Source organism: Chryseobacterium urinae (genome assembly GCF_030518295.1).
GTDB classification, from domain to species: domain Bacteria; phylum Bacteroidota; class Bacteroidia; order Flavobacteriales; family Weeksellaceae; genus Chryseobacterium; species Chryseobacterium mucoviscidosis.
The window spans coordinates 19817-29756 of sequence record NZ_JAULSJ010000045.1; the positions used below are offsets into that span (position 1 = coordinate 19817).

Here is a 9940-nt window from a genome sequence, read left to right on the forward strand (position 1 = left end):
TCAATTATTTAAATTTAGAAATTGTAATCGTCGCTTTCATCAATGGTGATGGCTCTTAAAAACTGATCGAATTCTTCGCCGGGATAATTGCTGTCCGCTCCGTAAGAATCGATGATCATTCCCATGTTTCCTGCCGTATCTTTTACCAGATAAAGCACTGCATTATCATCAGGATTGCTGTCTCCCTCAAAACGGTACGTTTTCAGAACCGTTAATTCTGAAGGCTGATACACCTTTTCTGAATTTTCAAACTTCATTTCGCACTGTTCATTCATTCTGAACTCACGGTGTACTCCTCTTTGTGCCAATTTTGCCATTACCTGACTTAAGGTTGTCATTTTATCAATATTGTCTGTATTTTCCATAATAATATTTTTGTTTTAAACTACAATAATTAAACCATTGATCGCTTTGTTGTGGTATTGGCAAAGATTATATTTTTAAATTTTTTCAATATCTGTTAACAAAATTTATCGTGACAGAAAATGTTTGGGTATACTTTTTGCAATAACGTGAATATATAAATCAGACAGAATATGAAAAAAGAAGTCGGAGTTTTACTGGCAGGAGGAGTTGGTCTTTTGGCAGTATTAAGTATCATAGGAATAAAAAAAATATTACACAGAAAAGATAAAAAATACAGTGATGCCTATTCGGATTATCACAGACATTTCGAAGACAAAAACTATGACGATGAATATCATGGCGTAGAATTTTATGCACTGAAGTAGTTAAAAAATATATCCAATCATGTTAAAATCCGGAGCTTTTAAAGTTTCGGATTTTTCTTGTGGAAAACTTTAATGTTAAAATTCATTTTTTTATCATCATTCCACTCTAATTTTACATCATCAATGCAGAACGAAAATATCATAAAAGGTCAGGGCGCACAGCGAAATGTTATCAACCGTTTCGACCGATATACCTTTGAACCTGAAGAAGATAGTTTCGAAACGGTAAAAACCTCTTTTACCGAAGTTTTCCCTAAAAGCATCGTCAATCAGGTAAAAAGTGATGATCTTCCGATGGAGTACTCCATGAATCCTTATCAGGGTTGTGAACACGGCTGCTCTTACTGCTTTGCAAGACCTACTCATGAATATTGGGGATACAGTGCCGGAGTTGATTTTGAAAGAAAAATTATGGTGAAGAAAAACGCACCGGAACTTTTAGAAAAGTTTTTTCAGAAAAGAGGATATCGACCGGCTCCCATTCTACTTTCCGGAAATACAGACTGTTATCAACCCGCAGAAAGGCAGTTTGAGATTACCCGAAAAATACTGCAGGTTTGTCTGGATTACAGACATCCTGTCCATGTTCTTACGAAAAACGCCTTGGTTCTTCGCGATATCGATATTCTGCAGCCTTTATCCGAACAGAATCTTGTGTCCGTTTCATTAAGCATTCCCACCATCAATGAGGAACTTCGAAGAAAGATGGAGCCCAGAACCAGCACAGCCAAAAACAAATTGAAAGCGATAGAAATTCTGTCTGAACATAAAATTCCTGTCAATGTTATGGTCGCGCCGATTATTCCCGGATTAAACAGCGATGAACCTTTAACCATTTTAAAAGCAATCTCTGAAGCAGGAGCGCAGAGTTTCGGATACACTCTGGTAAGATTAAATGATACGGTAGAGCCGGTTTTTGTGAACTGGATTGAAAATGCATTTCCGGATCGTGCTCAGAAAGTTTTAAATCTGATCCGTTCCATGCGGGGCGGAAAATTAGGTGAGAAAAAGTTCTTCGACAGACAGAAAGGGGAGGGAAATATTGCAGAAATGATTCATAATAGCTTTAAAATAGGGCGAAAAAAGTTTTTCGATGGAAAAGAATCTTCGAAACTTTCCACAAAAGGGTTTACGGGAGCAAAAGATCAGCAGTTGAGGTTGTTTGATTAACGTTTCCTAAAATAAAAACCGCTCCAAAAGGAACGGTTTCTTTATAACTTTTTGCAGTCTACATATCCGTTACAGGACATTCGAAATCTTTGCTGCATGCAGCGCATAAAATGACGTCCCCGCAAACGTACATACAAAAATCCGGTTCATCCGGAAAAGACTTAATTCCTCCTGCTCCTTTAATTCCCTTTAATTGGCTTTTGCTTAGTTTTTTTAAATTTTTCATATTGTTTTAGTTAAAAATTTGATACTAATGTAAAGATAATCAAAATTTTAATAAATCAAACTATTGTGGGATATTTTGATTAATTTTTCAATGGAAATAAAATATGAATGAATTTTCATATATTGGTGAATAATATTTTTAGAATTTTATAGTTAAATACTTATCATAATAAAGCGATTTCCGAAAAGCTGACAGAGTAGGAGTACATCAAAATCAAAAAACTATGAAAAATTTTAAAAAGCTTTCAAGAGAAGACAAAAAAAGAATTTCTGCAGGCTACGGTCCTGCGTATTGCATTGAGGGAGGAGGTCCCGGTTCAGGCGGCTGTGGAGCCAATGAAATATGCTCCGGCGGAAAATGTGTACCGTATCAGGATCCGGGAGGAGATCCGGGAAATCCCGGCGGCGGCGGAGATGTTTATACCTGTATCTGTCCGTGGGGTACTTTTACACAATCTACTCCATGCCCTGAATTCTACTGTATTACAGGATAATAAAGATTATAAAGTAAGAGAAAAGGGAAGGTGTTTATTACCTTCCTTTCTTATATTATGTAATCATTTCTTGCTGTCTGAAAGGCATAAAAAAACCGGGCAAATTACCCGGTCTGTATTTATTTTTTAATTAATCCTAATTCAATTAATCTTTCGTGTAAAAATTCTCCTGCTGTTGTATCTTCATACAGTTTAGGATTGTTTTCGTCTACACAGTTTTCCAAAGCATTCAGTGACATTGAACTCACGGGATGCATAAAGAAAGGAATTGAATATCTTGAAGTTCCCCACAATTCTCTTGGCGGATTTACCACTCTGTGAATCGTAGACTTCAGTTTGTTGTTGGTATGTCTCGAAAGCATATCTCCAACGTTAATCATCAGTTCGTCCGGTTCTGCAATCGCATCGATCCATTCTCCCTTATGATTCTGAACCTGAAGACCTTTTCCCTGAGAACCCATCAAAAGGGTAATAAGATTAATATCTCCGTGAGCTGCAGCTCTTACTGCATCGTTCGGCTCTTCCGTGATCGGAGGATAATGAATGGGTCTTAAAATAGAGTTCCCTTCTGCAATTTTATCATCAAAATAAAATTCATCAAGACCAAGATAAAGCGCTAAAGCTCTCAGAACATACTGTCCTGTTTTTTCCAACATTTGGAAAGCTTCTTTCCCTACTTCGTTGAATTTTGGAAGTTCTTCAACGATCACATTATCAGGATACTCGCTTTTGTATTGGGAATCATCAGACACATATTGTCCGAAATGCCAAAACTCTTTCAGGTCTCCTTTTTTGAAGCCTTTTGCAGTCTCCTTACCGAATCCTACATAGCCTCTCTGTCCGCCAATTCCCGGAATCTCATACTTCTGTTTCGTTTCCGTTGGCAATTCAAAAAAGTTTTTTACCTCTCCATACAGTTCATCCACCAATTTGTCATCAAGAAAATGGCCTTTTAAGGCTACAAAACCAATTTCTTCATAAGCTTTTCCGATTTCATTTACAAATTTCTGTTTGCGTTCCGGGTCACCCGAAAGGAAATCACGCAGGTCTACACTAGGTATTTTATCCATTTTTAGAAATTTAACGAACTGCTAAATTACAGATTTTTAAATTAAAAATTATTTCGTGTTACGCATTTATCAGTTAAATTTGTATTATGAAAAAATATTCTTCCAAAAGAAGTATTCAGATACTTGCACACCTTCTTCAGCAATACGGAATTTCAGATATCATTGTTTCCCCGGGATCCAGAAATGCACCTTTGGCGATTCATTTTTCAGAGATCGACAGTTTCAACTGTTACAGTATTGTGGACGAAAGAAGTGCGGCTTTTGTAGGAATGGGAATGGCGATGAGCGAGAAAAAACCGGTTGCAGTTACCTGTACAAGCGGTTCTGCATCTGTAAACTATTATCCGGCGATCACGGAGGCTTTTTATTCCAATATTCCGCTTTTGGTGTTAACTGCTGACAGACCAACGGATTATGTGGATATTTTCGACGGACAGACGATTCGGCAGAATAATCTTTTTCATCAGCATTCTTACGGAGATTTTCAGCTTTTGGAAGACGGAAAGGAAAATGCGGAAGACATTAATTTTGATATCATTAAAAAAGCCATTGAACTTTGTATTGAAAAACAAGGTCCGGTTCACATCAATATTCCTCTCGAAGAACCTTTATATGAATTAATTTCAGAATTGCCGACTTTCCCGACGGTTGAAAAAACAATCAAACAGAAAGAATATGAAATTCCTTCTAACCTTATTGCAGACTGGAATACTTCGCAAAGAATCATGATTCTTGTGGGAACCAAAGATCACAGTCCAGAATTGGAAAATCAGCTGACGCAATTGGTTAAAAATCATACGGTTGTGGTGTTGAGTGAAGCGAATTCAAATTTATACCACGAAAAATTTTTCAGGCATATAGACCGGTACGTTTTCAATTTCACGGAAGAAGATTTTAAAATGTATGCACCGGATTTGCTGATTACAGTGGGACAGAATGTTGTTTCCAAAAAGGTGAAACAGTTTTTAAGAAAAGCTAAACCCAAACAGCATTGGCATTTAGATCCTGTATGGCAGCCGGATACGTATTTTGCTCTGACCGAAAAGATCGAGGTAAAACCTGAAGTTTTCTTTTCTAAATTATTAAAATTTGTCAATCTCGAGCCTAAACCTTATTTCAATCTATGGGATGTTTTAAGAGATAAAAAGGATGCAAAACATGAAAAGTTCATTAGTTCCGTGGATTTTTCAGATTTTTATTTTTTCAATAAAACGGCACAGATTGTTCCTGAAAATTACAATATTCATTTCAGCAACAGTTCGGCAATACGCTATGCACAGCTTTTCGATTACGGCAAAAGAAGAATCTACTGCAATAGAGGAACAAGCGGAATCGATGGTTCCACTTCTACAGCAATGGGATTTGCAATCAAAAATTCTAATCCTACTTTGTTGATTACCGGAGATTTAAGTTTTTTCTATGATATTAACGGACTTTGGAATCAGTACATTCCTCCGTTTGTAAGAATTATGATTTTTAATAATGGCGAAGGTAATATCTTCAAAATTATTCCGGGACCAGGAAATGCCAATCCGAATACGTTAGACGAATTTATCGCGACAAAACATCATAAAAATGCCGAGTATTTAGCCAAACATTTCGGATTCTCCTACACAAGAGTAGATGAAGAGGTAACTTTAGACCGTGTTCTTGAAAATTTCTTTAAACCGGATGTTCAGCCTAAAGTATTGGAAATCAATACACAGGCTTTGCATAATGCAGATATACAGAAATCTTATTTTAACTTTCTGAAAGAAAATTAAAGATCCAGATATTCTTCATTTCCGGGTAAATTGATAATCCTGTCCAAAGGATAAATGAAATTTTCATCAAAATCATTCATCGCGTTAATGATTTGGAAATGAGAGAATTGCTTGATGTTCTGTAAAGTGATCTCGGTTTCTTTTACTTTTTTATGTTTTAAAAGATTTTGTCTCTGTACACCATTCAGAAGATACGTTGAAGGAGTAAACCAGTCTTTTCCTTTTAAAAATAAAAGGTTGGAGTAGGAGGTGTCTGTAATGTGATTGTTTTTAACGATGATGATTTCTTCGGCTTTGGATTTCATCTTCATCTTTTCGAGCTCTTTCCGGTCTTCAAATTTAAAAGAATAATCGTAGCTGTTGTTTTCAACCAACTGAAAATCGTCAATTTCAGGAATCGCATAAGGAATCATCTGAGTGCGGATTTTCTTATCGAGATCATACACGATTCTCAGCTTGAAAAGTCCGTCCTCATCATGCTCAAGATGCTTATAAATCTTGGCAATATCTATGGTGCCTTCCTTTCCAAAATGGGCGAAAGTCTGGTCTACACGCTTTTGATGAAATTCCAATAAAAAAATTTCCTGATCTTCTACTTTAATGCTTTCAATGAATTGGGACATAGATTTTGTTTTTCATTTCCTGATATTCGTCTTCTAACCTGCTCATGTGTGTAATTCCGCCTCCGCTTTTAAAGAAAAGCTCTTCTCCTTCCTTTTCGATAAAACGGATCATCACACAACTGTCGACATTTTTTCCGTCAAACCAACCGCAAACGCCTGTATAATATCCTCTTTCATAACCTTCTGCATCCAAAATAATTTCCAGTGTTTTAGGTTTCGGAGCTCCCAAAATAGAACCTGCAGGAAGCAGTTTTTTCATGATGCTTCCCAGTTTTCCATTAAATTCAGGTTTGATGTTTCCTGAAATTTCGGAACTCATGGCATATAAATCTTTTTGCTTTGTTTTGATGAAATCGATGTACTGAAACTTGTCGACTTTCACATCGTCTGCTACCATGCTCAGATCATTCCGGAGCAAATCTACCACCGTGTAATGCTCTGCTTTTTCCTTTTTATCGTTCTTAAGAATTTCAGCGGCATTATCCAGAGAAGCATCAATTGTGCCTTTCATGGGATAGGTGGAAATTTTTCCGTCGTTGATCTTCACAAAAGTTTCAGGAGAAAAAAATACGAAAAAATCTTTATAAAAAACTTTATATTTCGCCGAAGAATGATAAAATATTTCTTTTAGTGTTAAATTCGTCTCAATTTTGGTTTTTCGGGTATAATTTACCAGATAAGAATTTCCGAAGCGAATATTTTTCTGAACTTTATCGAATCCTTTTTTAAAGCTTTCCAACGTTTCAGGATAAGAAATCCATTCTACTTTTTTATCTAAAATATGTTTTGTTTTTATGGTTGAAAAGGTTTGAAAATCAATTAATAAACCCGATTTTTCAATTTCGTCTTCTTTGAAGATTTCTACATTCTCCGTAAGAAAATCAATGATAAAAAAGTAGGGAACTTTCTGTAGTGAAAGTTCATCCATTTCTGTAAATTTTTGATGATTCGCCGAAAACATTCCGCAAAAGTAATTATTGATGTTTACTTTTGCACAAAATTTTTTTAATGGAAAACAAATATCCACAGAAACCGGGACTAGATTTTATACTGAAGCAGGCATTTTTCTACTGGAATAAGACGCTGATTTTTCAGCTGATGTTTTCGGTGCTTTACTTTGCCATATTTTTCACCTCAATGTTTTTCTTTGCAGAAAAATTCGGGGTATTGGAGCAGCAACAGCAACTTATGGAAGCCTATCAAAACGGGATGGATGCTTATCTGGCAAAAGCGGCGGAACTTGGACAAACGGATAATTCTCGGTATTTCAGCTATGCTTTACTGGGAACACTGGTTTTCCTTTACCCTTTAAATCTTGGATTTTTTCAGATTTTCAGAAAGATTGATTTAAAAGAAAAAATTGAGATCAGTGATTTACTGGCGGGTTATAACGGAACAAACTTTTTCAGATATATTTCGTACGGTCTGTTTTGGTTTTTGATCTATGCCATGATCTTCAATACCTTAATTTTGCCTGTTATCTGGGTTTGTATCACAATATTTGTAGCACCAATGATGTTTTTCATGAACCGAACCATCTTCGAATCGATTTCTTTAAATTTTAAAGCACTGAAGATGTATTTTCTGGAAATATTTGTGTGTGTGATGGTTGCAGTAATTTTTAAATACATAGGATTTACTTTATTTTTTGTAGGAGGTTTGTTCACATTTCCTTTCTGGAATGCGATGATTTATTCGCTTTACAAAACCATTTTCTCCGAAAAGGAATAAATTTGAAGTGATTTTAATATAGTTTCTGCCAAAAAAAGATTAATTTGGTAGTAACAACATTAAAAAAATCACACCATGTCAGAATTTGATGAATTTGATCAGCAGGGTTCTGTTCCGGAAAGGAATACAGGATCTATTATTTCTCATGCTTTCGAAATCTATAAAGGAATTTTTCTTTATGCGATTGCTGCGATGATCGTTTATATAATTGGCGATTTTGTATTACAGTCTGTTACAGGTTATAATTTCTGGGAAGGCTTTAGCGGTTTCAGCGATATTGAGGATGGCGATTTTTCTCAATATAATTATTTAACCCGACCGGGAGCTTCTTTGTATTATTCTGTTTCAAGTGTTTTTGGCATTCTGTTTTCTCCTATTTACGTAGGATTAATCTATATTGCCAATAAATTTAATACTAAAAATGCAATAGAATTTTCTGATCTTTTTATCGGGTATCGTCAAAATTTAGGAAATATCCTTCTGTACTGCTTATGTACTACAATTATTTTTGGTATTTCCGCAGCACTGTGCGGGATTCCGTTCTTGTTTGTTTATCCACTTTTTCTTTTAGGTTATCCTATTCTTTTGTTTGAGAATGCAAATGCAATAGATGCAATCAGCAAGACTTTTAACATCGCAAAAGAAAATTACGGTACGTTTTTAGGTGCAGGTCTGTTGGGCGGATTAATTAGTATAAGCGGAATTGTTCTTTGCTGTATCGGCATTATAGCTACTTTTCCTTTTATCATGATCGTCATGTATTCTACTTACTGTGCCCATTTAGGAAAACCAAGACAAATAATAAACAACTAATGAATAAAAATGAACAAATAAGCAGCGTCAAAATAAAGCAGGTGTTTCTGCTGGCAATTATTTTAATATTGGCAGCGTTAATCTGTTATAATCTTGCCCTGTTTATCCCTTCTGTATTGGGAGCAATCACCATTTATGTCGTTTGCCGAAAATATAATTTTTACCTTCAGGAAGAAAAAAAATGGAAACCCTGGCTTGCGTCATTAACCTTGATGTTTGCCAGTCTTATAATTCTCATCCTCCCGATTTATTTTATAGGAGATCTTTTAATTGAAAAATTAGGAAATGCGCAGGCTTACATGGATAAGTTTAATGTATTTCTGGAAAAAATTCATACTTATATTTTCGATAAAGTAGGATTTGATATCTTAAGCAAAGAAAATATGGATAAGCTGAAAAGCAGTGTAGGACAGTTTTCCACCAAAGCACTAAGCGGAACCGTAAATACACTCACCGTAGTAATGTCGGTGTATTTTATTCTTTATTTTATGTTGGCAAAACCTCGTTTATTCGAGAGAATTCTATCCTCTTCAGCGCCTTTGAAAAGATCGAATGTATCTATGATCGGAGAAAAAATGAGAAAGCTGATTATGGCAAATGCGATCGGAATTCCCGTTGTTGCTCTCGGACAGGGAGTTGTTGCTTTAGTAGGATACTTTATTTTTGGTGCGCCAAGTGCGGTTTTGCTTTTTGCATTAACGGCAGCAGCTTCTATGATTCCCGTTGTGGGAGCGGCAATTGTTTATGTTCCTGTCTGCGTTTATATGATTGCAGAGGGAAACACCGGAGCGGGACTCGGATTGGCTGCTTATTGCCTTATTGTGGTAGGATTAACGGATAATGTACTCCGTTTTACCCTGCTCAAAAAATTGGAAGACATTCATCCTTTAAATACGGTTTTCGGGATTATTATGGGAATGAATTTATTCGGTTTTATGGGCTTGGTTTTTGGTCCTATTTTAATTTCATTAACTTTACTTCTGATTCAGGTATACAGAAACGAGTTTTCGGATGATGATACTCCTGAACTTAAGCTTCCGGGAAATGACAATGCTCTGGAGGACAAAATCGATTTAATGGTATAAGATGGAAGAAGGAATAAACCCTGAAATTTTAAAAGAAATCTGTTTCTTAAAAATGCCTTTCGGGAAATACGAAGGAACGGTTCTCGCGGATCTGCCGATAAGCTATCTGGAATGGTTTGCCAGAACAGGAATGCCCAAAGGAAAACTTGGAATGCAGTTAGCAACGATTTACGAAATAAAATTAAACGGCTTAATGGATTTGCTGACTCCAATTCGGGGAGGAAGTATGAATTTT

The 9940-nt window shown here is 35.9% G+C and carries 13 protein-coding genes; 8 read left to right on the forward strand and 5 right to left on the reverse strand.

Going from position 1 to position 9940, the window contains the following annotated elements; all coding sequences use genetic code 11:
• Positions 1–14: 14 nt before the first annotated feature.
• Positions 15–365: a hypothetical protein gene (locus tag QWT87_RS19355; protein WP_302718189.1), complete on the reverse strand. Its 351-nt coding sequence runs from the start codon at positions 363–365 to the stop codon at positions 15–17.
• A 171-nt stretch (positions 366–536) separates the two neighbouring features.
• On the opposite strand from QWT87_RS19355, the gene QWT87_RS19360 reads away from it, so the two are divergent.
• Together QWT87_RS19360 and QWT87_RS19365 are read left to right on the forward strand one after the other, a co-directional pair.
• Positions 537–731, forward strand: a complete 195-nt coding sequence (locus tag QWT87_RS19360; RefSeq protein WP_087706921.1) for a hypothetical protein — start codon at positions 537–539, stop codon at positions 729–731.
• Between the two features lie 123 nt (positions 732–854).
• Positions 855–1901 (forward strand): PA0069 family radical SAM protein, encoded by a 1047-nt coding sequence (locus tag QWT87_RS19365; protein ID WP_302718191.1) that lies wholly within the window; start codon positions 855–857, stop codon positions 1899–1901.
• Between the two features lie 58 nt (positions 1902–1959).
• On the opposite strand, the gene QWT87_RS19370 is transcribed toward QWT87_RS19365, so the two are convergent.
• The gene (locus QWT87_RS19370) at positions 1960–2127 is read right to left on the reverse strand and encodes a bacteriocin-like protein (RefSeq protein WP_302718193.1); all 168 of its coding nucleotides are present in this window, start codon (positions 2125–2127) and stop codon (positions 1960–1962) included.
• A 223-nt stretch (positions 2128–2350) separates the two neighbouring features.
• On the opposite strand from QWT87_RS19370, the gene QWT87_RS19375 reads away from it, so the two are divergent.
• Positions 2351–2620 (forward strand): bacteriocin-like protein, encoded by a 270-nt coding sequence (locus tag QWT87_RS19375; protein WP_076391252.1) that lies wholly within the window; start codon positions 2351–2353, stop codon positions 2618–2620.
• A 119-nt stretch (positions 2621–2739) separates the two neighbouring features.
• On the opposite strand, the gene QWT87_RS19380 is transcribed toward QWT87_RS19375, so the two are convergent.
• Positions 2740–3690 carry an isopenicillin N synthase family dioxygenase gene (locus QWT87_RS19380; protein WP_116098379.1) on the reverse strand — a complete coding sequence of 317 codons (951 nt, stop codon included), beginning with the start codon at positions 3688–3690 and terminating at the stop codon, positions 2740–2742.
• Positions 3691–3776: 86 nt separating this feature from the next.
• On the opposite strand from QWT87_RS19380, the gene menD reads away from it, so the two are divergent.
• Positions 3777–5453, forward strand: a complete 1677-nt coding sequence (gene menD / locus QWT87_RS19385) for a 2-succinyl-5-enolpyruvyl-6-hydroxy-3-cyclohexene-1-carboxylic-acid synthase (RefSeq protein ID WP_076391260.1) — start codon at positions 3777–3779, stop codon at positions 5451–5453.
• Here the strand turns inward: menD and QWT87_RS19390 are convergent.
• Both QWT87_RS19390 and QWT87_RS19395 read right to left on the reverse strand, forming a co-directional pair.
• On the reverse strand, positions 5450–6076 hold the full coding sequence (locus QWT87_RS19390) for an aminotransferase class IV (RefSeq protein ID WP_273078864.1): 627 nt from the start codon (positions 6074–6076) through the stop codon (positions 5450–5452). The genes menD and QWT87_RS19390 overlap by 4 nt on opposite strands.
• Positions 6060–7037: an aminodeoxychorismate synthase component I gene (locus tag QWT87_RS19395; protein ID WP_302718198.1), complete on the reverse strand. Its 978-nt coding sequence runs from the start codon at positions 7035–7037 to the stop codon at positions 6060–6062. Before QWT87_RS19395 ends, QWT87_RS19390 begins: the two co-directional genes overlap by 17 nt.
• A 47-nt stretch (positions 7038–7084) precedes the next feature.
• Here QWT87_RS19395 and QWT87_RS19400 point away from each other — a divergent pair, with 47 nt between their 5' ends.
• The 4 genes from QWT87_RS19400 to QWT87_RS19415 form a co-directional block, all read left to right on the forward strand.
• Positions 7085–7807, forward strand: coding sequence for a hypothetical protein (locus QWT87_RS19400; protein ID WP_302718200.1), 723 nt, complete (start codon positions 7085–7087; stop codon positions 7805–7807).
• Between the two features lie 75 nt (positions 7808–7882).
• The gene (locus QWT87_RS19405; RefSeq protein ID WP_302718202.1) at positions 7883–8620 is read left to right on the forward strand and encodes a beta-carotene 15,15'-monooxygenase; all 738 of its coding nucleotides are present in this window, start codon (positions 7883–7885) and stop codon (positions 8618–8620) included.
• Entirely contained in the window at positions 8620–9705 is a 1086-nt protein-coding gene (locus tag QWT87_RS19410) for an AI-2E family transporter (RefSeq protein WP_087706906.1), read from the forward strand. Before QWT87_RS19405 ends, QWT87_RS19410 begins: the two co-directional genes overlap by 1 nt.
• Before the next feature lie 13 nt (positions 9706–9718).
• A partial coding sequence (locus QWT87_RS19415; protein WP_302718205.1) for a DUF3820 family protein occupies positions 9719–9940 on the forward strand: 222 nt, incomplete at its 3' end.

Bases quoted from the DNA above. Each gene is read 5' to 3' on its own strand.
- QWT87_RS19355 (WP_302718189.1), bottom strand. From the start codon at position 365: ATGGAAAATACAGACAATATTGATAAAATGACAACCTTAAGTCAGGTA.
- QWT87_RS19360 (WP_087706921.1), top strand. From the start codon at position 537: ATGAAAAAAGAAGTCGGAGTTTTACTGGCAGGAGGAGTTGGTCTTTTG.
- QWT87_RS19365 (WP_302718191.1), top strand. From the start codon at position 855: ATGCAGAACGAAAATATCATAAAAGGTCAGGGCGCACAGCGAAATGTT.
- QWT87_RS19370 (WP_302718193.1), bottom strand. From the start codon at position 2,127: ATGAAAAATTTAAAAAAACTAAGCAAAAGCCAATTAAAGGGAATTAAA.
- QWT87_RS19375 (WP_076391252.1), top strand. From the start codon at position 2,351: ATGAAAAATTTTAAAAAGCTTTCAAGAGAAGACAAAAAAAGAATTTCT.
- QWT87_RS19380 (WP_116098379.1), bottom strand. From the start codon at position 3,690: ATGGATAAAATACCTAGTGTAGACCTGCGTGATTTCCTTTCGGGTGAC.
- menD (WP_076391260.1), top strand. From the start codon at position 3,777: ATGAAAAAATATTCTTCCAAAAGAAGTATTCAGATACTTGCACACCTT.
- QWT87_RS19390 (WP_273078864.1), bottom strand. From the start codon at position 6,076: ATGTCCCAATTCATTGAAAGCATTAAAGTAGAAGATCAGGAAATTTTT.
- QWT87_RS19395 (WP_302718198.1), bottom strand. From the start codon at position 7,037: ATGTTTTCGGCGAATCATCAAAAATTTACAGAAATGGATGAACTTTCA.
- QWT87_RS19400 (WP_302718200.1), top strand. From the start codon at position 7,085: ATGGAAAACAAATATCCACAGAAACCGGGACTAGATTTTATACTGAAG.
- QWT87_RS19405 (WP_302718202.1), top strand. From the start codon at position 7,883: ATGTCAGAATTTGATGAATTTGATCAGCAGGGTTCTGTTCCGGAAAGG.
- QWT87_RS19410 (WP_087706906.1), top strand. From the start codon at position 8,620: ATGAATAAAAATGAACAAATAAGCAGCGTCAAAATAAAGCAGGTGTTT.